The organism is Streptomyces sp. NPDC051041, from assembly GCF_044456065.1.
Classification (GTDB): Bacteria; Actinomycetota; Actinomycetes; order Streptomycetales; family Streptomycetaceae; genus Streptomyces; species Streptomyces glaucus.
The window spans coordinates 659,324-681,454 of sequence record NZ_JBITFM010000001.1 but is presented as its reverse complement, the minus strand read 5'-3'; the positions used below and the strand labels follow the sequence as shown (position 1 = coordinate 681,454).

Genomic DNA, 22,131 nt, shown 5'->3' with positions numbered 1-22,131 from the left:
ACCCCGCCCCCGCCCGGGGTGAGAGCAACGTTCCCTTCCGGTCACTCGCTGCCACAGGCAGGTAACGCGTCCTCCCTACCGTCGGGACTCAGCCACTCGTCACGCGAGGGACGAGCAGGACGACCGAGCCCCGAGCACCGTGGAGGCAGCATGACAGCCCCGAGCACAGCCCCCGCACCCCCGAGCAGGGGCGGCCGCTGGATCCGGCACTGGGACCCCGAGGACGAGACCTTCTGGAAGGAGACCGGCGAGAAGGTCGCCCGCCGGAACCTGTTCTTCTCCGTGCTGTCCGAGCACATCGGCTTCTCGGTGTGGACCCTGTGGTCCGTGCTGGTGCTCTTCATGGGACCGGAGTACGGGCTCACCCCGGCCGACAAGTTCCTGCTGACGTCCATGGTCACGCTCGTCGGCGCCGTCGTCCGGGTGCCCTACACCTTCGCCGTCGCGGTCTTCGGCGGGCGGAACTGGACGATCGTCTCGGCCGGGCTGCTCCTCGTCCCGACCGTCGCCGCCTTCGCGGTGATGGAGCCGGGGACCTCCTTCGCCACCTTCCTCCTGGTCGGCCTGCTGGCGGGCGTCGGCGGCGGCAACTTCGCCTCCTCGATGACCAACATCAACGCCTTCTTCCCGCTGCGGAAGAAAGGGTGGGCGCTCGGGCTGAACGCCGGCGGCGGCAACATCGGCGTGCCCGTGATCCAGCTGACCGCCCTCGCGATCATCGGCGCGGGCGGCGGGCCGCGCGTGCTGCTGGGGATCTACATCCCGCTCATCGTCGTCGCCGCCGTCCTCGCCGCGCTGTTCATGGACAACCTGGAGAACGTCAGGAACGACACCGGCGCCGCCCGGGAGGCCGCGAAGGACGCCCACACCTGGATCATGTCCTTCCTCTACATCGGCACCTTCGGGTCGTTCATCGGATACTCCTTCGCCTTCGGGCAGGTGCTGACCAACCAGTTCGGCCGCACGCCGCTGCAGGCCGCGTACGTCACCTTCATCGGCCCGCTGCTCGGCTCGCTCGTCCGGCCGCTCGGCGGCCGGCTCGCCGACCGCTACGGCGGCGCGCGGATCTCCCTGTACAGCTACGTCGCCATGGGCGTGGCGACCGCCGTGCTGACCGCCGCCTCCATGCAGAAGTCGCTGACGCTGTTCACCTGCGCGTTCGTGGTGCTGTTCGTGCTCACCGGGCTCGGCAACGGGTCGACGTTCAAGATGATCCCCGGCATCTTCCAGGCCAAGGCCCGGGCCAAGGGCCTCACCGGTGAGGAGGCCGCCTCCTACGGGCGCCGGCTGTCCGGGGCCTCCATGGGGCTCATCGGGGCGGTGGGCGCGCTCGGCGGCGTCGGCATCAACCTCGCCTTCCGCCAGTCCTTCCTCTCCTACGGCTCCGGCACCGGCGCCTTCGTCGCCTTCCTCGCCTTCTACGCCGTCTGCTTCGCCGTCACCTGGGCCGTATACCTTCGCCGCCCGATCGGCGCCTCCCGCGCCACGGCCGCCGCCTCGGCGGAGAAGCCGCAGCCCAGCTATGCCGAGGTGTGACGTAACACCGACGACATGAGGCCGAACCGAGCCCGTCACGAGCCGTTGACAGGCTCGGTCGGCATGCGGGTGCGGCGGTGCGCGTACGGAGGCACCCGGATACTCGGGTACGCGGCCCGGGGTACGCGCACGGCCGTGCCCCACGCGGGCGCATCGACTTTCGGGACGAGAGTTATGGACGACGAACAGCAGCGACCGGTCCGGCCGGGACCGGAACACGGGCCCCTCGCCGGGTTCACCGTGGGTGTGACCGCCGCGCGCCGGGCCGACGAGCTGGGCGCGCTGCTCCAGCGGCGCGGCGCCGCCGTCCTGCACGCGCCGGCCCTGCGGATCGTGCCGCTCGCCGACGACGGCGAACTGCTCGCGGCGACCAAGGAGATCATCCACCGGGCGCCGGACGTCGTGGTCGCCACGACCGCGATCGGCTTCCGCGGCTGGATCGAGGCCGCCGAGGGCTGGGGGCTCGGCGGCGACCTGCTCGGCCGGCTGCGCGGGGTCGAGCTGCTGGCGCGCGGCCCGAAGGTCAAGGGCGCGATCCGGGCGGCCGGGCTGACGGAGGAGTGGTCGCCGTCGTCCGAGTCGATGGCCGAGGTGCTGGACCGGCTCCTGGAGGAGGGCGTCGACGGGCGCCGCATCGCCGTACAGCTGCACGGGGAGCCGCTGCCCGGGTTCGTGGAGTCGCTGCGGGCCGGGGGAGCGGAGGTCGTCGGGGTGCCCGTCTACCGGTGGATGCCGCCGGAGGACATCGGGCCCGTGGACCGGCTGCTGGACGCCACCGTCTCCCGCGGGCTGGACGCGCTCACCTTCACCAGCGCGCCCGCCGCCGCGTCCCTGCTGTCCCGCGCCGAGGAGCGCGGACTGCTGCCCGAGCTGCTCGCCGCCCTCCGCCACGACGTGCTGCCGGCCTGCGTCGGCCCGGTCACCGCGCTGCCGTTGCAGGCCAGAGGCGTCGACACGGTCCAGCCCGAGCGGTTCCGGCTCGGCCCCCTCGTCCAGCTGCTGTGCCGGGAACTGCCCGCCCGGGCGCGGTCGTTGCCGATCGCCGGACACCGGGTGGAGATCCGCGGGCACGCGGTGCTGGTCGACGGGGAGCTCAGGCTCGTCCCGCCCGCCGGCATGGCCCTGCTGCGGGCGCTGTCCCGGCGGCCCGGCTGGGTGGTCCCCCGCGCCGAGCTGCTGCGCGCGCTGCCGGGCGCCGGACGCGACGAGCACGCGGTGGAGACGGCGATGGCCCGGCTGCGCACCGCCCTCGGCACGCCGAAGCTGATCCAGACGGTCGTCAAACGGGGCTACCGGCTCGCCCTGGACCCGGCGGCCGGCACCAAGTACGCCGACGCCCCGTAGGACCCGGCCGGGTCCGCGCCGGCCGGCGGGGGGCAACCGCGGCGGGGCAGCCGGGCCCGCGGACCGTGCTAAGCTTGATCTTGAGCTGGTCGACGGAAACCCGGTCGCCGGCGATGCGTTGGTGGTCCAAGGAAAGACGCCCCGCTTCCTGCGGGGAGATGCAGGTGCAAGGCCTGCCCGGCGCTCGGATCGCGAAGCCCCGTCCCGTCCGTGGGACGGGGCTTCGCGCGTTGCGGGCCCGGCGGACCGGCGCCGCACCGGTCTCACGCCGGCCGGCTCGTCCCGGCCGGATCGACCACTTCGAGGTCACGGCCTTCGACGGCGAGCGCCTGGTGCAGGTCGACGCGTAGCCTTACCCGGCCCCCTTCGCGTACGGTGGACGGCTGCCCAGCACGTCAGAAGGGGGCCCGGTGGCCGCTCAGGCGCAACAGGAAACCGCGCTCGACTCCGCTCACGATTCCACAGGCGACTCCGTACGCGACCAGGAGATCGACGTCGAACAGGAACACCTGGACCGGGTGTACCGCCGCCTGGAGGAGAAGATCCACGAGGCGGAGTTCCTCATGCACGACGCGGCCCGGCGCGGCCAGATCGGCACGCCCGGCGCGCTCGCCGAGCGGGACGCGCAGGTCTTCCGGGCGGGCGTCCACCTCAACCGGCTGAACAACGAGTTCGAGGACTTCCTCTTCGGCCGGATCGACCTGCTGCCCGGCAAGGACGGCAAGAAGGGGGCGGACGGCGCCTACACCGCCGTCGAGCCGGCCGAGGGCGCCGTCCGCCCGGACAACACGGCCGACATCGCCGAGACCCTGCACATCGGCCGCATCGGCGTCCTCGACGAGGACTACGCCCCGCTGGTCATCGACTGGCGGGCCCCGGCCGCCGCCCCCTTCTACCGCTCCACCCCGGTCGACCCCGGCCGGGTCGTGCGCCGGCGCGTGATCCGCTCCAAGGGGCGCCGGGTGCTGGGCGTCGAGGACGACCTGATGCGCCCCGAGCTGAAGGCGTTCCTCGGCGGCCGGGAGCTGCCCGTCATCGGGGACGGCGCCCTGATGGCCGCGCTCGGCCGGGCCCGCAGCCACACCATGCGGGACATCGTCGCCTCCATCCAGGCCGAGCAGGACCTGGTCATCCGCGCCCCCGCCGCCTCCGTGACGTACGTCGAGGGCGGCCCCGGCACCGGCAAGACCGCCGTCGCCCTGCACCGGGCGGCGTACCTGCTCTACCAGGACCGGCGCCGGTACGCGGGCGGCATCCTCATCGTCTCCCCGACCCCGCTGCTCGTGGCGTACACCGAGGGCGTGCTGCCCTCGCTCGGCGAGGAGGGCCAGGTCGCCATCCGGGCCATCGGCTCCCTGGTCGACGGCGCCGAGGCCACGCTGTACGACTCCCCGTCGACGGCCCGCGCCAAGGGCTCCTCCCGGATGCTCAAGGTGCTGCGCAAGGCAGCGCGCGGAGCGCTGGAGCTGAACGATTCACCACAGCGGCTCCGCGTGGTCGCCTTCGGCCGGCGGCTGGAGCTGGAGGCCGACGAGCTGGAGCGGATCCGCCACACCGCCCTCGGCGGCACCGCGCCGGTGAACCTGCTGCGCCCGCGCGCCCGCAGACTGCTGCTGGACGCCCTGTGGGGCAAGTCGGGCGCCGCCACCCGGCACACCGACCCCGAGCTGGCCGCCGAGCTGCGCTCCTCCTTCGACGAGGACGTCAGCGGCGAGGACGCCTTCACCGCGTTCCTCGACGCCTGGTGGCCGGAGCTGACCCCGGCGGACGTCCTGGCCGCCATGTCGGACGAGCGGCGCCTCGGCCGCTGGGCCCGCCGCGTCCTCACCCCCGGCGAGGTCCGCAAGGTCGCCCGCTCCCTGAGACGGGACGGGTACTCCGTCCACGACGTCGCGCTGCTGGACGAGCTCCAGGCGATCCTCGGCACCCCGGCCCGCCCGCGCCGCAAGCGCGAACTGGACCCGCTCGACCAGCTCACCGGGCTGGAGGAGCTGATGCCGGTGCGCGAGGAGACCCAGCGCGAGCGGGCCGAGCGCCTCGCGCAGGAACGCACCGAGTACGCCCACGTCATCGTCGACGAGGCGCAGGACCTCACGCCGATGCAGTGGCGGATGGTCGGCCGCCGCGGCCGGCACGCCACCTGGACGGTGGTGGGCGACCCGGCCCAGTCCTCCTGGTCCGACCCCGACGAGGCGGCCGCCGCCCGCGACGAGGCCCTCGGCACCCGCCCCCGGCGCCGCTTCCGCCTCACCGTCAACTACCGCAACCCCGCCGAGATCGCGGATCTGTCCGCCAGGGTGCTCGCCCTCGCCATGCCGGGCTCCGAGCCGCCGACGGCGGTGCGCTCCACCGGCGTCGAGCCCCGCTTCGCCGTCGCGGGGGACTCCCTGGCCGAGACGGTCCGCGCGGAGGCCGCCCGGCTGCTGGACCGCGTCGACGGCACCGTCGGCGTCGTCGTCGCCATGAACCGGCGCGAGGAGGCCCGGCGCTGGCTGGCCGGGCTGGGGGACCGGGTGGTGGCGCTCGGCAGCCTGGAGGCGAAGGGCCTGGAGTACGACGCGACGGTCGTCGTCTCGCCCGCGGAGATCGCGGACGAGAGCCCGGCGGGCCTGCGCGTGCTGTACGTCGCCCTGACCCGGGCCACCCAGCAGCTGACGGTCGTCTCGGGGGAGCGGGACGAGCCGGACGCGGCCGGGGTGCCGGACCTGCTGAGGGACTGACCGGCCCGGGGCCGGACGGACGGCCGGAGCGCCCGGTGAGGAAGACGGACGGACGAACTCCCGGGGCGGGATGGTTCTGCGGGATCCGTTTGTTAGCCTGGAGGTGGCACCGGCCCGATCCAAGCCCCCGGGCCCAACCTTAGTCGCTTCGAGCGACCACTTGCCGCGAGGCGAGCATGGCGGGTCGGTGTCATCGAACCTGTGAGAGGCCCACGTCACCACGTGACGTGGGCCTCTCTCGTCGCCCGATCACTTCTCGTATGGTGAAATTCTTTTTCCGAAAAGGGCGTCTCTTCCCCAACGGCGAGCGAACAAAACGTTCGCAATTCGGGGCGGCTACCGCGTACTCAGGGGTAGGTGCGACGATCGGACGGCACAACCCCACACCAGCGACACGGTGAAAGCAGAGGAAGTCGGCCATGGCAACGGCGCCCAGCGTCTCCTACTCGATGACCATCCGGCTGGAGGTGCCCGCGAGCGGAACCGCCGTCTCGCAGCTCACCACCGCCGTGGAGTCCTCCGGAGGCTCGGTGACCGGCCTCGACGTCACCGCGTCCGGTCACGAGAAGCTCCGCATCGACGTGACCATCGCGGCCACCTCCACGGCGCACGCCGAGGAGATCGTCGAGAAGCTGCGCGGCATCGAGGGCGTCACGCTGGGCAAGGTCTCCGACCGTACGTTCCTGATGCACCTCGGCGGCAAGATCGAGATGGCGTCGAAGCACCCCATCCGCAACCGCGACGACCTGTCCATGGTCTACACGCCGGGCGTGGCCCGGGTCTGCATGGCGATCGCCGAGAACCCCGAGGACGCCCGCCGCCTGACCATCAAGCGCAACTCCGTCGCGGTCGTCACCGACGGCTCCGCGGTGCTGGGCCTGGGCAACATCGGCCCGAAGGCCGCGCTGCCGGTGATGGAGGGCAAGGCGGCCCTGTTCAAGCGGTTCGCCGGCATCGACGCCTGGCCGATCTGCCTCGACACCCAGGACACCGACGCGATCGTCGAGATCGTCAAGGCGATCGCCCCCGGCTTCGCCGGCATCAACCTGGAGGACATCTCCGCGCCCCGCTGCTTCGAGATCGAGGCCCGCCTGCGCGAGGCCCTGGACATCCCCGTCTTCCACGACGACCAGCACGGCACCGCCATCGTCGTCCTCGCCGCCCTCACCAACGCGCTGCGCGTGGTGGGCAAGGCGATCGAGGACGTGCGGATCGTCATGTCCGGCGCCGGCGCGGCCGGCACCGCCATTCTCAAGCTGCTGCTCGCCGCGGGCGTGAAGAACGCCGTCGTCGCCGACATCCACGGCGTGGTGCACGCCGGCCGCGAGGACCTGGTCGACGCCGCCCCCGGGTCGGCGCTGCGCTGGATCGCCGACAACACCAACCCCGAGGGCCTGACGGGCACCCTCAAGGAGGCCGTGCGCGGCGCCGACGTCTTCATCGGCGTCTCGGCGCCCAACGTGCTGGACGGCGAGGACGTGGCCGCCATGGCGGACGACGCGGTCGTGTTCGCGCTCGCGAACCCCGATCCCGAGGTCGACCCGGCGATCGCCCGCCAGACCGCGGCCGTCGTGGCCACCGGCCGGTCCGACTTCCCGAACCAGATCAACAACGTGCTGGTGTTCCCGGGCGTCTTCCGCGGCCTGCTGGACGCGCAGTCCCGCACGGTCAACACGGAGATGATGCTCGCGGCCGCGAAGGCCCTGGCGGACGTGGTGACCGAGGACGAGCTGAACCCGAACTACATCGTCCCCAGCGTCTTCAACGACAAGGTCGCCGGCGCCGTCGCCGGGGCCGTGCGGGAGGCCGCCAGGGCGGCGGGAGCGACGGCGGCGAGCGGCCCGGCCGGCATGTGACGCCGTACGGCCCGGCCGGTGTGCGGCGGCCGGGCCGCCCGTGCGGCGTGCGACGGCGCGGCCGCCCGGCGGGCGCCCGGGGCGGTGCCCCGGAGCGCCGGCGGCCGGGGACTGTGAGGATTCCCACGGCCTCCGGGACCGGCGAGTCGCGAAACCGCCCCCTCCGGCCGCCCTCTAGGGTGTCGGCGAGGCTCAGGGCCTCTCGTGTGACTCCCAAGGGTGTTCTCACGACTCCGGCGGGTGCCGGATTGGCTTTCCCGCCGCAGGTAGAGGCAGGATGCCTCCCTGGGCGCGAGGGTTCGACGAAGGACCCGGGTCCGGGGACTCACCGGGGACCCTGGCAGCATCGGCTTCGCAGCGCCTGACATGCGGCTCCGCCGCGTGGCACGCCTCAATGGCAAGAAGAACACGGGAGTAACATCATGAACCGCAGTGAGCTGGTGGCCGCGCTGGCCGACCGCGCCGAGGTGACCCGCAAGGACGCCGACGCCGTGCTGGCCGCGTTCGCCGACATCGTCGGCGATGTCGTCTCCAAGGGGGACGAGAAGGTCACCATCCCGGGCTTCCTCACCTTCGAGCGCACCAAGCGTGCCGCTCGCACCGCCCGGAACCCGCAGACCGGCGAGCCGATCCAGATCCCGGAGGGCTTCAGCGTGAAGGTCTCGGCGGGCAGCAAGCTGAAGGAAGCCGCCAAGGGCAAGTGACCTCGCCGTTCGCGCGCCACGGGACGGCGTGCGGGAGGCAGTGACACGAAAGGGGCGGCCACCCCGACCGGGGTGGCCGCCCCTTTCGTGCCTCCGCCGCCCGGCGGCCCGGGCGGCGGAGGGCCGGTCAGCCCAGCGCCTTGCCCGGCAGCTCGACCTTCGCGCCCAGCTCCACGAGCTTCTCCATGAAGTTCTCGTAGCCCCGGTTGATGAGGTCGATGCCGTGGACCCGGGAGGTGCCCTGGGCGGCGAGGGCGGCGATGAGGTAGGAGAAGCCGCCGCGCAGGTCGGGGATGACCAGGTCCGCGCCCTGCAGGCGGGTCGGGCCCGAGACGACGGCCGAGTGCAGGAAGTTGCGCTGGCCGAAGCGGCAGTGCGAGCCGCCCAGGCACTCGCGGTAGAGCTGGATGTGGGCGCCCATCTGGTTCAGCGCGGAGGTGAAGCCGAGGCGGGACTCGTAGACCGTCTCGTGGATGATCGACAGGCCCGTGGCCTGCGTGAGGGCCACCACCAGCGGCTGCTGCCAGTCGGTCTGGAAGCCGGGGTGCACGTCCGTCTCCAGGGCGATGGACTTCAGCTGCCCGCCGGGGTGCCAGAAGCGGATGCCCTCGTCGTCGATCTGGAAGGCGCCGCCCACCTTCCGGTAGGTGTTCAGGAACGTCATCATCGAGCGCTGCTGGGCGCCGTGGACGTAGATGTCGCCCTCGGTCGCCAGCGCCGCGGACGCCCAGGAGGCGGCCTCCAGGCGGTCCGGGAGGGCGCGGTGGGTGTAGCCGCCGAGCTTGCTCACCCCGGTGATGCGGATCGTGCGGTCGGTGTCCATCGCGATGATGGCGCCCATCTTCTGCAGGACGCAGATCAGGTCCTCGATCTCGGGCTCGACGGCCGCGTTGGACAGCTCCGTCACGCCGTCGGCCAGCACGGCCGTCAGCAGCACCTGCTCGGTCGCGCCCACCGACGGGTAGGGCAGCCGTATCTTGGTGCCGCGCAGCCCCTTGGGCGCCTCCAGGTACTGCCCGTCGGCCCGCTTCTCGATGACCGCGCCGAACTGCCGCAGCACGTCGAAGTGGAAGTCGATGGGCCGGCCGCCGATGTCGCAGCCGCCCAGACCCGGGATGAAGGCGTGGCCGAGGCGGTGCAGCAGCGGGCCGCAGAAGAGGATCGGGATGCGGCTCGATCCGGCGTGGGCATCGATGTCGGCGACGTTCGCGCTCTCCACGCGGGTCGGGTCGAGCACCAGCTCGCCGGGCTCCTCACCCGGACGGACCGTCACCCCGTGCAGCTGCAGCAGCCCCCGCACCACCCGCACGTCGCGGATGTCCGGAACGTTGCGCAGCCGGCTCGGCTCGCTGCCCAGCAGGGCGGCGACCATGGCCTTCGGTACGAGGTTCTTCGCACCGCGGACCCGGATCTCGCCCTCCAGCGGGGTTCCGCCGTGGACAAGCAGTACGTCATCAGTGCCGTTGACGGTCATGAATCTCGCGTTCCGTGGAGTGGGGCAGGGGCCAGGAGGGAAAGGGTAGTCGCCCTTCGCCCCCCTCCCGTAAGCCCGTGGACCGCTCAGGGACCTCATAGCCGTGTCACAACACGAAACGTTCCGCACCGGGCACACCCGGTCACGGCGGGGGCGTCCGCGCGGGACGCGTCCGCGCGCCCGCCCCCCCCCGCCCGCCGCCCGCCGGACCGCGTCCCCACCAGGCCGCCCCCCCGGTTCCCGGCCGCCCCGCCGCCCGTCGGCCGATTGGCTCCCCACGGCGCGGGAAGATGCGGGATCATGTCTGGCATGACCGAGGTGTCCTCGCTCACAGGGCGGCTGCTCGTGGCAACGCCCGCCCTGGCGGACCCGAACTTCGACCGTGCGGTGGTGCTCCTCCTCGACCACGACGAGGAGGGCTCGCTCGGTGTCGTCCTCAACCGCCCGACACCGGTGGGGGTGGGCGACATCCTGGAGGGCTGGGCCGACCTCGCCGGCGAACCCGGTGTCGTCTTCCAGGGCGGCCCGGTGTCCCTCGACTCGGCCCTGGGGGTCGCCGTCGTGCCCGGCGGCGCGACCGGGCAGAGCGCCCCGCTGGGCTGGCGCCGGGTGTACGGCGCGATCGGCCTCGTCGACCTGGAGGCGCCGCCGGAGCTGCTGGCCTCCGCCGTGGGCTCGCTGAGAATCTTCGCCGGATACGCCGGCTGGGGCCCGGGCCAGCTGGAGGACGAGCTGGTCGAGGGGGCCTGGTACGTCGTGGAGTCCGAGCCCGGGGACGTCTCCTCGCCGGCCCCCGAGAGACTCTGGCGCGAGGTGCTGCGCCGTCAGCGCAACGAGCTCGCGATGGTGGCGACGTACCCGGACGACCCGTCGCTCAACTGATGGGCGCGGGCTTTCAGTACCCTTGGCTGCTATGAGCACTCTTGAGCCCGAGCGCGGGACTGGGACGGGGACACTCGTAGAGCCGACGCCACAGGTCTCCCACGGCGACGGCGACCACGAGCGCTTCGCCCACTACGTCCAGAAGGACAAGATCATGGCGAGCGCTCTCGACGGCACCCCCGTCGTGGCGCTGTGCGGCAAGGTCTGGGTGCCGGGCCGCGACCCGAAGAAGTACCCCGTGTGCCCCCTGTGCAAGGAGATCTACGACTCCATGAGCGCCGGCGGGGACGAGGGCAAGGGCGGCGGCAAGTAACGGCTCCTCCCGTCCGAGGTCCGCAAGGCCCCCGGGGCGCGCGTACGCGTGCGCGCCCCGGGGGCCTTCGTGTCTTTTGCCCCGGCTTGCCGCCCCCCGGCCGTTGCGCGGAGCGCGCCGGCCGGTCACAGAGTGGTTGAGACCTCTTGTGGGCGCGTTCCTCCACTCCCTAGCCTCCGAAGTGTTGTGCAGAGCGAAATAGCCATTGCGTATGCTGCAACGCTCCCCCTTCGGAGGAACGCTCCATGAAGCCGTCCGCCAGACTCACCGTCTCCCTCGCCGCCCTGTGCGTCACCGTTCTCACCGCCACCGCCTGCGCCCCCCGGACCTCCGGCGGCTCCGCCTCCGGCCGGGACGACCGGAGCGGCACCCTGCGGGTGTGGCTCTTCCAGGAGGTCGGCAACGAGCCCAAGGAGAAGGTCGTCGACACCGTCGTCGCCGCCTTCGAGAAGAAGCACGAGGGCACCGAGGTCGAGGTCGAGTACATCCCCGTCGAGACCCGCGCCCAGCGCGTCAAGGCCGCCCTGAACGACCCGAAGTCCGCGCCCGACCTCATGGAGTACGGCAACACCGACACCGCCGGTCACGTCCGGGACGGCGGACTCCTCGACGTCACCGAGGAGTTCGCCGGCTGGGACGAGGCCAAGGACACCGACCCCGCCGCCCGGCGGTCGGTCACCGTGGACGGCAGGGTCTACGGCGCCCCCCTCTACGTCGGCGTCCGCGCCCTGTACTACCGGACGGACGTCTTCGAGGAACTCGGGCTGCGGGCCCCGAGGACCCTGGCCGAGCTGGCCGGCACCGCCCGGAAGATCCGCGCCGCGAAGCCCGGGCTGTACGGGCTCGTGGTCGGCGGCGCGTACACCTACGGGGCGCTGCCGTTCATCTGGGCGCACGGCGGGGAGCTCGCCACCGGCACGGGCGGTTCGTACGCCTCGGCCGTCGACAGCGCGGCGGCCCGAAAGGGCATCGAGGCCTACACGTCCCTGTTCGGCGACGACAACTGCCCCGCCGCCAAGTGCGCGGGCATGGGCGGCAACGACACGGTCACCGCGTTCGCGGCCGGCAAGGCGGGCATGGCGATCGGCGGCGACTTCAGCCACGCCGCCGTCGAGGCCGGGAAGGTCAAGGGCAAGTACGCCGTCGTCCCCCTGCCGGGGGTGACGTCCGGCTCGGTCGCGCCGGCGTTCGCGGGCGGCAACAACATCGGGGTGCTCAGGAGCACCTCCCACCGCACCCTCGCCGTCGAGCTGATGCGGCAGCTCGCCTCGAAGCGGACCCAGGCCGAACTCTTCGACGCGATGGGCTTCCTGCCGACCTTCACGGACGTGCGGCAGCAGGCCGCGGCGGAGGAGCCCTTCGTGAAGCCGTTCGTCGACACCCTCGCCGCGGGCGCCAAGTCCGTCCCCGCCTCGCCCGCCTGGGCCCGGATCGACTCCTCGCTGGTCCTGCCGACCATGTTCCAGGAGATCGTCAGCGGCCGGAAGGACGTGGCGACGGCGTCGCGGGACGCGGCGAAGAAGATGGACGACGCGTTCGGCTCCGCCGGGTGAGCCCGGTGAACGACCGCGCGGTACGGGCCGGTTCGGGAACCGGGACGGGAGCGCGGGCCGCGGCGGGGGTCGCCGGGGCCCGCCCCGCGGCCCGCCCGGTGCGGCGGGGTGGCGGCTGGACGCCCTGGCTGTACCTCGCGCCCGCCCTCGTCGTCCTCGGCGGGCTGCTCGTCTACCCCATCTACCAGCTCGGCCTGATCTCGCTCCTGCAGTACACCCAGGCCCAGGTCAGCGGCGGCGAACCCACCGCCTTCCGGGGCCTGGCGAACTACGCCGAGCTGTTCGGGGACGACCGGTTCTGGCAGGTGCTGCTGGCGACCGTGCTGTTCGCGGCGGCCTGCGTGCTGTCCACGCTGGCGGTCGGCTGCGCGCTCGCCGTACTGCTCACCCGGGTCCGCGCCCTGCCCCGGCTCGCGCTGATGCTGGCCGCGCTGGGCGCCTGGGCGACCCCGGCGGTCACCGGCTCGACGGTCTGGCTGTTCCTCTTCGACCCGGACTTCGGCCCGGTGAACCGGCTGCTGGGGCTCGGCGACCACTCCTGGACGTACGGGCGCTACAGCGCCTTCTTCCTCGTCCTGCTCGAAGTGGTGTGGTGCTCTTTCCCGTTCGTCATGGTCACGGTGTACGCCGGCATCCGCGCCGTGCCGGCCGAGGTCCTGGAGGCCGCCGCCCTGGACGGCGCCTCGCAGTGGCGGATCTGGCGGTCCGTCCTCGCGCCGATGCTGCGCCCGATCCTGACGGTGGTCACCATCCAGTCGGTCATCTGGGACTTCAAGGTGTTCACCCAGATCTACGTCATGACCAACGGCGGCGGCATCGCCGGGCAGAACCTCGTCCTGAACGTCTACGCCTACCAGCAGGCCTTCGCGTCCTCGCAGTACAGCCTCGGCGCGGCGATCGGCGTCGTGATGCTGCTGATCCTGCTCGCCGTGACGCTCGGCCACCTGCGGCTGCTGCGCCGGCAGGGGGAGGAACTGTGAATCTTCCGGTGAGGCTTCCGGCACGTCCGCTCCGCGGGCGGGTGCGCCGCCCGTGGCGGCTGGCCGCCGAGGCGTCCGCGCTGCTGATCGCCGCCGTCGTCGCGTTCCCGCTGTACTGGATGGTGCTGAGCGCCTTCCGGCCGGCCGGGGAGATCGAGTCGACCGAGCCCAGACCGTGGACCCTCGCGCCCTCGCTGGACTCCTTCCGGCGGGTCTTCGGACAGCAGGAATTCGGCCGTTACTTCCTCAACAGCCTGCTCGTCGCGGGCAGCGTCGTGATCGCCTCCGCGCTGATCGCGTTTCTCGCGGCGACCGCCGTCACCCGATTCCGGTTCCGTTTCCGGACCACCCTGCTGATCATGTTCCTGGTGGCCCAGACGGTGCCGGTGGAGGCGCTGACGATCCCGCTCTTCTTCCTCATGCGGGACTTCGGTCAGCTGAACACCCTGGGAGCGCTGATCCTGCCGCACATCGCCTTCTCCCTGCCGTTCGCGATCTGGATGCTGCGGGGGTTCGTGAAAGCCGTGCCGGAGGCGCTGGAGGAGGCCGCCTACATCGACGGGGCGAGCCGGGCGAGATTCCTGTGGCGGATCCTTTTCCCGCTGGTCTTTCCGGGCCTGGTGGCCACCAGCGTGTTTTCCTTCATCTCGACCTGGAACGACTTCCTGTTCGCCAAGTCCTTCATCATCAGCGACACGTCCAGGTCGACCCTGCCGATGGCGCTGCTGGTCTTCTACAAGCCGGACGAACCGGACTGGGGTGGTGTGATGGCGGCCTCCACGGTGATGACGGTCCCGGTGCTGGTCTTCTTCGTACTCGTACAGCGACGCCTGGTCTCCGGGCTGGGCGGAGCGGTGAAGGACTGACATGGTGGATGTGATTCCCGCGCCCGTTCGCACGGCGGCCCCGGGGGACGGCTGGTTCGAGCTGGGCCCCGGCACCGGGCTGGCCGCTGGGGCCGGCACGGAGCGCACGGAGCGCTGGCTGCGCGCCACGCTGACCGCGGCCACCGGACTGCCGCTGGCCCCGGGGGATCCGGGGCGCGGCGACGTCGTCCGCCTCTCCCTCGACCCGGCGGTCACCCGGGACCTCGGCGCGGAGGGCTACCGCCTCGACGTCACGCCGGACGGCGCGCACCTGGCGGGCGGCGGCCCCGCCGGGCTGTTCTGGGGCGCCCAGACGCTCCGCCAGCTCCTCGGCCCCGACGCCTTCCGGCGCGCGCCGCTGCCCGGACGGCGGTGGCGGCTGCCGACGGTGCGCGTCCGGGACGCGCCCCGGTTCCGCTGGCGCGGGCTCATGCTCGACGTCGCCCGGCACTTCATGCCCAAGGAAGGCGTCCTGCGCTACCTGGACCTGATGGCCGCGCACAAACTGAACGTGTTCCACTTCCATCTGACGGACGACCAGGGCTGGCGCGTCGAGATCAGGCGGTACCCGAAGCTCACGGAGATCGGCTCCTGGCGGTCCCGTACGAAATTCGGCCACCGGGCCTCGTCGTTGTGGGAGGAGAAGCCGCACGGCGGTCACTACACCCAGGACGACATCCGGGAGATCGTCGCCTACGCGGCCGAGCGGCACATCACCGTCGTCCCGGAAATCGACGTGCCCGGACACTCGCAGGCCGCCATCGCCGCGTATCCGGAACTCGGCAACACCGACGTCGTCGACACCACCGCCCTCGCCGTCTGGGACGACTGGGGAATCTCCCCCCACGTACTCGCCCCCACCGACGACACCCTGCGCTTCTACGAGGGGGTGTTCGAGGAAGTCCTGGAGATGTTCCCGGCGGACGCCGCCGATTTCTCGGCGTTCGTCCACGTCGGGGGCGACGAATGCCGCAAGGACCAGTGGCGGCGGTCGCCCGCCGCGCAGGCGCGCATCAGGGAACTCGGGCTCGCCGGCGAGGACGAGCTCCAGGCCTGGTTCGTCGGGCACTTCGACCGCTGGCTCTCCGCGCGCGGGCGCCGGCTCATCGGCTGGGACGAGATCCTGGAGGGCGGCCTGGCGGCCGGGGCGGCGGTGTCCTCCTGGCGCGGTTACCGGGGCGGGATCACCGCCGCGCGGGCCGGGCACGACGTCGTGATGTGCCCCGAGCAGCAGGTGTACCTGGACCACCGGCAGGACGCCGGCGCCGACGAGCCGGTGCCCATCGGCTACGTGCGCACCCTGGAGGACGTCTACCGGTTCGAGCCGGTGCCGCCGGAGCTGACCGCCGACCAGGCCCGCCACGTCCTCGGCACCCAGGCCAACGTCTGGACGGAGGTGCTGGAGGAGTCCGCCCGCGTGGACTACCAGACGTTCCCCCGGCTCGCCGCCCTCGCCGAGGTGGCGTGGAGCGCCCTGCCCGCCCCGGGGGAACGGGACTTCGCGGACTTCGAGCGCCGGATGGCCGTCCACTACCGGCGGCTCGACGCCCTGGGGGTCGCCTACCGGCCGCCCACCGGGCCCCGGCCGTGGCAGCGGCGGCCCGGCGTGCCCGGCCGCCCGATCGACGGCCCGCCGCCGAACCGGTAGGCGCGGGCCGGCCCGTCCCCCCGGCCGGCGGACCCGGCCGGGGGCACGACCGGTGGACGCCTCCGGGGGACGCGGGCCGGCGGGCGCAGATCTCGGAAAAGGCACACGAGGATCACCAGGGGGTGACAATTCGTGCGCATCGGTGATGAAGCGCCAAAACGGACCATCCCCCGGTGAGGTGGGCGAACACCTCCTGACGGACCCCTGTCCTCGGGCCCTGCGAAGATGTGCCAGAGTTGCCACGTCCGCCTTGTCGGCACGTACCGTACGGCAGCACAGGCGGGACCAGGTGGGGCAGCGGGAAGGGGCAGCCGGTTTGACCACGCACGCACCGCAGGCGGCGCAGTCCGTCACGCTGCCCGCGACGCTGGACGAGGCCGTGGCGGCGCTCACCGCCCGGCCGGCCGCCGTGCCCGTGGCGGGCGGCACCGACCTCATGACCGCGGTCAACTCCGGGCAGCTCAGGCCCGCCGCGCTGGTCGGACTCGGCCGCATCAGCGAGATCCGCGGCTGGCAGTACCAGGACGGCCACGCGCTGCTCGGCGCCGGTCTCACGCACGCGCGCATGGGCCGCCCCGACTTCGCCGCACTGATCCCGGCGCTCGCCGCCTCCGCGCGCGCCGCCGGCCCGCCGCACATCCGCAACGCGGGCACCCTGGGCGGCAACATCGCCACGGCCGCCCCCACCGGGGACGCGCTGCCCGTGCTGGCCGCCCTGGAGGCGACGCTGATCATCGCGGGCCCGGGCGGAGCCCGCCGGGAGATCCCGGTGTCGCACCTGCTGGCCGGCGTGGAGATGCTGCGCGCGGGCGAGCTCATCGGCTACGTGCGCGTGCCGCTGCTGCACGCCCCGCAGGTCTTCCTGAAGGCGACCGGCCGCACCGGACCCGGACGCGCCGTCGCCTCCGTCGCCCTGGTGCTCGACCCCGCCCGGCGCGGCGTCCGGTGCGCCGTGGGCGCCATAGCGCCGATGCCGCTCAGGCCCCTGGACGCCGAGCAGTGGGTCGCCCAGCTCATCGACTGGGACAACAACCGTGCGATCGTGCCGGAGGCGCTGCACGCCTTCGGGGAGTACGTCGCCGCGGCCTGCATCCCCGACCCGGTCCCGGCCGAGGACGGCTCCGTAGCGCAGCTTCCGCCCGCCGTACTGCACCTGCGGCGCACCGTCGCCGCGCTGGCCCGACGAGCACTGGGGAGGGCGCTTTCGTGACCGACGAGCAGCACGGAGAGGGCATGTCTCAGGGAGGCGGACGCTGGGACCCGCTGCCCCAGGGGGACTACGACGACGGCGCCACCGCCTTCGTCGAACTCCCCGAGGGGGGTGTCGACGCCCTGCTGGCCGGCGTCGACAGCCCGCTCGCCGCGCCCGGCCACGGCTATGTGCCGCCGCAGATAACGGTCGCGCCGGGCGGGACGGACCCGGCGGCCACGGGCGTCTGGCCGGCCCCGGGAGCGCCGGTCGACGGCGCCCAGTGGCACGACCCCAATACCGGGCAGCAGTACGACCCCGGCACCGGGCAGCAGTACGACCCGAACCCGGGGCAGCAGTACGGCCCGGATCACGGGCAGCGGGATCCGCACGCCGGGCACCCGCACGGTCCCGGCGCCGCGTATCCGCAGCACGGGGTGGACGCCGCGCACCAGCAGCCGCACGACCCCGACGTCACCCACGCCCAGCCCTACGGCTCCGGTGCCGCGTACGCCCAGCCCTACGGCTCCGATGCCGCGCATCCCCAGGCGTACGCCCAGCCGTACGGCTCCGGCGCCGGGCACGCCCAGCCGTACGGTCAGTCGCACGACCCCGGTGCCGCCCCTCAGCGGCACGATCCGCACGCCGGGGCCGGGCAGCACACGGGGGAGCACGGCGGGGCCGGGCGGCACGCCGGGAACGACCGGTTCACGTACCCCCCGCAGGCCACTGGGCAGTGGACCTTCGAGGAGTCCGCGAGCGCGCCGAACACCCCGTCCGCCGCCGCGTCCGGCCACGACGTCACCGGGCAGTGGTCCATCCCCGTCGCCGACGGCGACCTGCCGGACGAATCCGGTGAGTTCACCACGTCGTCTCTGGTCGAGCAGTGGGGCGGCACTCCGCCGGCCACCCTCCCCGGTGGCGCGCCCGCCCCCTGGGCGACCCGGGCCGGGCAGCCGTGGGAGCAGCGGACCGCGCAGCCCGCCGACGCCGGACAGGACCACGGGCAGCCGGCCCCGCCCGGACCCGGGCAGTCCCCGGCGCCTGCCGGCGAGCACGCCGCCGGGCACGACCACGAGCAGCCGGCCGCGCCCGGGCACGCCCCGGAGCAGCAGGCGGTCACCGCACACGCGGAGCCGGGACAGGACGGACCCGCCCCGGCCCCGGAACCCGAGGAGCACCGGCCCGAGCAGTACGAACAGCCCGGGCAGCCCGAGCAGCCCGGGCAGTACGAGCAGCCCGAGCAGCCCGAGCAGTACGAACAGCCCGAGCAGCCCGGGCAGTACGAGCAGTACGAACAGCCCGGGCAGTACGAGCAGTACGAGCAGCCCGAAGGGTCCGGCACGGCCGCGCCCGCCCCCGAGCACGCGCCCGACCAGGAACCCGCCCCCGGGCCCTCGCCGGACCAGGCACCCGCCCCCGAGCCCGCGCTCGACCAGGAACCCGCCCCCGGTCGGGAGCCCGCCTCCGAGCCCGCGCCCGACCAGGAACCCGTCTCCGAGTACGCCCCCGGTCAGGAGCCCCTCCCCGAGCCCGCCCCCGACCAGGAACCCGTCTCCGAGTACGCCTCCGACCACGGGCCCACCCCTGGACAGGCGCCCGCTCCCGACCAGGTGTCCCCGCACGCCCCCGCGTCGGACCGCCCGGCCGCCCCCCACGCCGAGGAGCCCGCGGAACCCCCCGCCGAGGCCGCGCCCGCCGCCGGGACCGGTGAGGCGGCCGAGGACGCCCAGGTCCCCGCGGAGACCGCTCAGAGCCCCGCCGAGCCCTCCGCGGAGTCCGCCGCCCCGGCCCCGGACGCGGAAGCCGCTCCGGAGGCCGCCGAGGAGCCCGCGGAACCCCCCGCCGAGCCCCCGGCCGGTCCGCCGCCGGAGCCGGCGGCCGGGCCCGAGGCTCAGGCGCCGCACGACCCGGCCCCCCAGCGGGACCCGGAGTCCGCCGCCCCGCACGAGGAGCACCCCCTCGCCTCCTACGCGCTGCGCGTCAACGGCACCGACCGGCCGGTCACCGACGCCTGGATCGGCGAGTCGCTGCTGTACGTGCTGCGCGAGCGGCTCGGGCTCGCGGGCGCCAAGGACGGCTGCTCGCAGGGCGAGTGCGGGGCCTGCAACGTGCAGGTCGACGGACGGCTCGTCGCCTCCTGCCTGGTGCCGGCGGTGACCGCGGCGGGCAGCGAGGTCCGCACGGTCGAGGGCCTGGCCGCCGACGGGCAGCCGTCGGACGTGCAGCGGGCGCTCGCCCGGTGCGGCGCGGTGCAGTGCGGTTTCTGCGTGCCGGGCATGGCGATGACCGTGCACGACCTCCTGGAGGGCAACCCGGCGCCGACCGAGCTGGAGACCCGCCAGGCCCTGTGCGGCAACCTGTGCCGCTGCTCCGGCTACCGGGGCGTCCTGAACGCCGTCAAGGAGGTGGTCGCCGAGCGCGCGGCGCACGCCGCCGACGCGGCCGAGACGGACGCCGAGGAGCCCCGCATCCCCCATCAGGCGGGCCCGGGCGCCGGCGGCGTCCACCCCTCGGTGTTCGAGTCCTCCGGCCCGCCCGGACCGCACGACCAGCCCTACGGCCAGGACGGAGGCCAGGCGTGAGCAACGAAGCAGCCACCGCGCAGGCCGCGCAGCCCGCGGAGGCCGCCCCCGCCCCCGAGGCGATCCCGCACGGCATCGGCGCCTCTCTGCCGCCCGCCGACGCCCGCGCCAAGACGGAGGGCACCTTCCCGTACGCGGCCGACCTGTGGGCCGAGGGGCTGCTGTGGGCGGCCGTGCTGCGCTCACCGCACCCGCACGCGCGCATCGTGTCCATCGACACCTCCCACGCGCGCGAGATGCCCGGCGTGCGGGCCGTCCTCACGCACGAGGACGTGCCCGGCGTCCCGCTGCACGGCCGCGGCAAGGCCGACCGCCCGGTGTTCGCCTCCGAGGTCGTGCGCCACCACGGCGAGCCCATCGCCGCCGTCGCCGCCGACCACCCGGACACCGCGCGGATGGCCGCCGCCGCCGTCATCGTCGAGTACGAGGTGCTCGACCCGGTGACCGACCCGGAGCAGGCCTTCGAGGCCGAGCCGCTGCACCCCGACGGCAACCTGATCCGGCACATCCCGCTGCGCCACGGCGACCCGGCGGCGACCGGCGAGATCGTCGTCGAGGGCCTGTACCGCATCGGCCGCCAGGACCCGGCGCCCATCGGCGCCGAGGCGGGCCTCGCGGTGCCCCGCCCGGACGGCGGCGTGGAGCTGTACCTGGCCTCCACCGACCCGCACACCGACCGCGACACGGCCGCCGCCTGCTACGGCCTGGAACCCGAACGGGTGAAGGTGGTCGTCACCGGCGTGCCCGGAGCGACGGCCGACCGCGAGGACCAGGGCTTCCAGCTGCCGCTCGGCCTGCTGGCGCTGAAGACCGGCTGCCCGGTGAAGCTGACCGCCACGCGTGAGGAGTCCTTCCTCGGCCACGCGCACCGGCACCCCACCCTGCTGCGCTACCGCCACCACGCGGACGCCGAGGGCAGGCTCGTGAAGGTCGAGGCGCAGATCCTGCTCGACGCGGGCGCCTACGCCGACACCTCCTCCGACGCCCTGGCCGCCGCCGTGGCGTTCGCCTGCGGCCCGTACGTCGTCCCGAACGCCTTCATCGAGGGCTGGGCCGTGCGCACCAACAACCCGCCCTCCGGCCACGTGCGCGGCGAGGGCGCCATGCAGGTGTGCGCCGCCTACGAGGCGCAGATGGACAAGCTGGCCAGGAAGCTCGGCCTGGACCCGGCGGAACTGCGCCTGCGCAACGTCATGGCCACCGGGGACGTGCTCCCGACGGGCCAGACGGTGACCTGTCCCGCGCCGGTCGCGGAACTCCTCCGGGCCGTCCGGGACTTCCCCCTGCCGCCCCTGCCCAAGGACACCCCCGAGGAGGAGTGGCTGCTGCCCGGCGGCCCCGAGGGCGCGGGCGAGCCGGGCGCGGTGCGCCGGGGCGTGGGCTACGGCCTGGGCATGGTGCACATGCTGGGCGCGGAGGGCGCGGACGAGGTCTCCACGGCCACCGTGCGGGTGCAGGACGGCGTGGCGACGGTGCTGTGCGCGGCGGTGGAGACGGGGCAGGGCTTCACCACGCTCGCCCGGCAGATCGTCCAGGAGACGCTCGGCGTGGAGGAGGTCCACGTGGCGCCGGTCGACACCGACCAGCCGCCGGCCGGCGCGGGCTGCCGGGGCCGCCACACCTGGGTGTCGGGCGGCGCGGTGGAACGGGCGGCGAAGATGGTCCGCACGCAGCTGCTCCAGCCCCTGGCGCACAAGTTCGGCATGTCGACCGAACTGCTCCAGATCACCGACGGCAAGATCACGTCGTACGACGGCGTCCTGTCGACCACCGTGACGGAGGCGCTGGACGGCAAGGAGCTGTGGGCGACCGCGCAGTGCCGCCCGCACCCCACCGAGCCGCTGGACGAGTCCGGCCAGGGCGACGCCTTCGTGGGCATCTCCTTCTGCGCGATCCGCGCGGTGGTCGACGTCGACGTCGAGATCGGCTCGGTACGGGTCGTGGAGCTGGCCGTCGCCCAGGACGTGGGGCGGGTGCTGAACCCGGCCCAGCTGGCGGCGCGCATCGAGGCGGGCGTGACCCAGGGCGTGGGCATCGCGCTGACCGAGAACCTGCGCACGCCCCGCGGCCTGGTCCGCCACCCGGACCTCACCGGCTACGCCCTGCCGACGGCGCTGGACGCGCCGGACATCCGGATCGTCAAACTGGTCGAGGAGCGCGACGTGGTCGCCCCCTTCGGCGCGAAGGCGGTCAGCGCGGTGCCGGTGGTGACCTCCCCGGCGGCCATCGCCTCCGCGGTGCGGGCCGCCACCGGCCGCCCCGTGAACCGGCTCCCGATCCGCCCGCAGGCCGCGGTGGTCACCGGACGGTGAGGCTCCGGCCGGTGGTCACCGGCCGGTGGATCCGGGCGACGGGTCCGGCCGGTGGGGGAGCCCGGCCGATGGGTCGGGCCTGCGCGGGAGTCCGGCCGATGGGTCGGGCCCGCGCGGGAGTCCGGCCGGTGTGGGGCATCCGGCTGGCGGGTCGGGCCCGCGCGGGAGT

The 22,131-nt window shown here is 73.8% G+C and carries 15 protein-coding genes; 14 read left to right on the top strand and 1 reads right to left on the bottom strand.

The features are described 5' to 3' along the window. Positions 1–150: 150 nt before the first annotated feature. The 5 genes from ACIBAI_RS02955 (at position 151) to ACIBAI_RS02935 (ending at position 8,160) form a co-directional block, all read left to right on the top strand. Positions 151–1,536, top strand: coding sequence for a nitrate/nitrite transporter (locus ACIBAI_RS02955; protein WP_399030653.1), 1,386 nt, complete (start codon positions 151–153; stop codon positions 1,534–1,536). A 174-nt stretch (positions 1,537–1,710) separates the two neighbouring features. Then, a complete protein-coding gene (locus ACIBAI_RS02950) occupies positions 1,711–2,880 on the top strand; it encodes a uroporphyrinogen-III synthase (protein WP_399030651.1) in 1,170 nt (389 codons plus the stop codon). Between the two features lie 410 nt (positions 2,881–3,290). Beyond that, positions 3,291–5,600 carry a HelD family protein gene (locus ACIBAI_RS02945; protein WP_399030649.1) on the top strand — a complete coding sequence of 770 codons (2,310 nt, stop codon included), beginning with the start codon at positions 3,291–3,293 and terminating at the stop codon, positions 5,598–5,600. Between the two features lie 419 nt (positions 5,601–6,019). Further along, entirely contained in the window at positions 6,020–7,456 is a 1,437-nt protein-coding gene (locus tag ACIBAI_RS02940) for an NAD-dependent malic enzyme (RefSeq protein ID WP_399030648.1), read from the top strand. Positions 7,457–7,878: 422 nt separating this feature from the next. Beyond that, complete coding sequence (locus ACIBAI_RS02935; protein WP_344599238.1) at positions 7,879–8,160, top strand: HU family DNA-binding protein; 282 nt, start codon at positions 7,879–7,881, stop codon at positions 8,158–8,160. A 127-nt stretch (positions 8,161–8,287) separates the two neighbouring features. On the opposite strand, the gene murA is transcribed toward ACIBAI_RS02935, so the two are convergent. After that, positions 8,288–9,634 (bottom strand): UDP-N-acetylglucosamine 1-carboxyvinyltransferase, encoded by a 1,347-nt coding sequence (gene murA / locus ACIBAI_RS02930; protein ID WP_399030647.1) that lies wholly within the window; start codon positions 9,632–9,634, stop codon positions 8,288–8,290. 309 nt (positions 9,635–9,943) lie between these two features. On the opposite strand from murA, the gene ACIBAI_RS02925 reads away from it, so the two are divergent. From ACIBAI_RS02925 to ACIBAI_RS02885, 9 genes are all read left to right on the top strand, one after another. Then, positions 9,944–10,516 carry a YqgE/AlgH family protein gene (locus tag ACIBAI_RS02925; RefSeq protein ID WP_399030646.1) on the top strand — a complete coding sequence of 191 codons (573 nt, stop codon included), beginning with the start codon at positions 9,944–9,946 and terminating at the stop codon, positions 10,514–10,516. Between the two features lie 31 nt (positions 10,517–10,547). After that, complete coding sequence (locus tag ACIBAI_RS02920) at positions 10,548–10,829, top strand: DUF3039 domain-containing protein (protein WP_399030645.1); 282 nt, start codon at positions 10,548–10,550, stop codon at positions 10,827–10,829. A 245-nt stretch (positions 10,830–11,074) separates the two neighbouring features. Next, positions 11,075–12,382 carry an extracellular solute-binding protein gene (locus tag ACIBAI_RS02915; RefSeq protein WP_399030644.1) on the top strand — a complete coding sequence of 436 codons (1,308 nt, stop codon included), beginning with the start codon at positions 11,075–11,077 and terminating at the stop codon, positions 12,380–12,382. Positions 12,383–12,480: 98 nt separating this feature from the next. After that, positions 12,481–13,362 (top strand): carbohydrate ABC transporter permease, encoded by an 882-nt coding sequence (locus tag ACIBAI_RS02910; RefSeq protein WP_399030727.1) that lies wholly within the window; start codon positions 12,481–12,483, stop codon positions 13,360–13,362. 8 nt (positions 13,363–13,370) lie between these two features. Further along, complete coding sequence (locus ACIBAI_RS02905) at positions 13,371–14,228, top strand: carbohydrate ABC transporter permease (protein WP_399030643.1); 858 nt, start codon at positions 13,371–13,373, stop codon at positions 14,226–14,228. Position 14,229: 1 nt separating this feature from the next. Beyond that, positions 14,230–15,876, top strand: coding sequence for a beta-N-acetylhexosaminidase (locus ACIBAI_RS02900; protein WP_399030642.1), 1,647 nt, complete (start codon positions 14,230–14,232; stop codon positions 15,874–15,876). A gap of 316 nt (positions 15,877–16,192) precedes the next feature. After that, positions 16,193–17,086 (top strand): FAD binding domain-containing protein, encoded by an 894-nt coding sequence (locus tag ACIBAI_RS02895; protein WP_399030641.1) that lies wholly within the window; start codon positions 16,193–16,195, stop codon positions 17,084–17,086. 23 nt (positions 17,087–17,109) lie between these two features. Then, on the top strand, positions 17,110–19,650 hold the full coding sequence (locus ACIBAI_RS02890; RefSeq protein ID WP_399030640.1) for a 2Fe-2S iron-sulfur cluster-binding protein: 2,541 nt from the start codon (positions 17,110–17,112) through the stop codon (positions 19,648–19,650). Next, positions 19,647–21,962: a xanthine dehydrogenase family protein molybdopterin-binding subunit gene (locus tag ACIBAI_RS02885; protein ID WP_399030639.1), complete on the top strand. Its 2,316-nt coding sequence runs from the start codon at positions 19,647–19,649 to the stop codon at positions 21,960–21,962. Before ACIBAI_RS02890 ends, ACIBAI_RS02885 begins: the two co-directional genes overlap by 4 nt. Positions 21,963–22,131: the final 169 nt, after the last annotated feature.

What these genes read in the sequence shown, in the direction of transcription:
- ACIBAI_RS02935 (WP_344599238.1), top strand. Translation starts at nt 7,879, where the DNA reads ATGAACCGCAGTGAGCTGGTGGCCGCGCTGGCCGACCGCGCCGAGGTG.
- ACIBAI_RS02915 (WP_399030644.1), top strand. Translation starts at nt 11,075, where the DNA reads ATGAAGCCGTCCGCCAGACTCACCGTCTCCCTCGCCGCCCTGTGCGTC.
- ACIBAI_RS02925 (WP_399030646.1), top strand. Translation starts at nt 9,944, where the DNA reads ATGACCGAGGTGTCCTCGCTCACAGGGCGGCTGCTCGTGGCAACGCCC.
- ACIBAI_RS02955 (WP_399030653.1), top strand. Translation starts at nt 151, where the DNA reads ATGACAGCCCCGAGCACAGCCCCCGCACCCCCGAGCAGGGGCGGCCGC.
- ACIBAI_RS02900 (WP_399030642.1), top strand. Translation starts at nt 14,230, where the DNA reads ATGGTGGATGTGATTCCCGCGCCCGTTCGCACGGCGGCCCCGGGGGAC.
- murA (WP_399030647.1), bottom strand. Translation starts at nt 9,634, where the DNA reads ATGACCGTCAACGGCACTGATGACGTACTGCTTGTCCACGGCGGAACC.
- ACIBAI_RS02940 (WP_399030648.1), top strand. Translation starts at nt 6,020, where the DNA reads ATGGCAACGGCGCCCAGCGTCTCCTACTCGATGACCATCCGGCTGGAG.
- ACIBAI_RS02920 (WP_399030645.1), top strand. Translation starts at nt 10,548, where the DNA reads ATGAGCACTCTTGAGCCCGAGCGCGGGACTGGGACGGGGACACTCGTA.
- ACIBAI_RS02890 (WP_399030640.1), top strand. Translation starts at nt 17,110, where the DNA reads ATGTCTCAGGGAGGCGGACGCTGGGACCCGCTGCCCCAGGGGGACTAC.
- ACIBAI_RS02950 (WP_399030651.1), top strand. Translation starts at nt 1,711, where the DNA reads ATGGACGACGAACAGCAGCGACCGGTCCGGCCGGGACCGGAACACGGG.